This is a genomic window from Pelorhabdus rhamnosifermentans (genome assembly GCF_018835585.1).
Classification (GTDB): domain Bacteria; phylum Bacillota; class Negativicutes; order UMGS1260; family UMGS1260; genus Pelorhabdus; species Pelorhabdus rhamnosifermentans.
The window spans coordinates 1-268 of the sequence record NZ_JAHGVE010000146.1 but is presented as its reverse complement, the minus strand read 5'-3'; the positions used below and the strand labels follow the sequence as shown (position 1 = coordinate 268).

Annotated in this window: 1 protein-coding gene; it reads left to right on the top strand. The window is 68.7% G+C overall.

Going from position 1 to position 268, the window contains the following annotated elements; genetic code table 11:
- A partial coding sequence (locus Ga0466249_RS26135; RefSeq protein WP_246589070.1) for a helix-turn-helix domain-containing protein occupies positions 1-263 on the top strand: 263 nt, incomplete at its 5' end.
- Between the last annotated feature and the right edge of the window lie 5 nt (positions 264-268).

Here is a 268-nt window from a genome sequence, read left to right as displayed (position 1 = left end):
CGCCCGCGGTGGCGCATGCGACGCTGGCCGCCGAGCAGGTCACCCGCGCGCTGGTCGGCCGCACCGTCGCCGACGTCGAACGCGATCTGATCCTGGAAACTTTGAAGCACTGCCTCGGCAACCGCACCCATGCGGCCAACATCCTCGGCATCTCGATCCGGACGCTGCGCAACAAGCTGAACGAATATGCCGACGGCGGCATCCCGATCACCCCGGCCGGCAACGGCGCGCCCGACTATCAGCGCATGGCCAACGCCGGCTGAGCAAG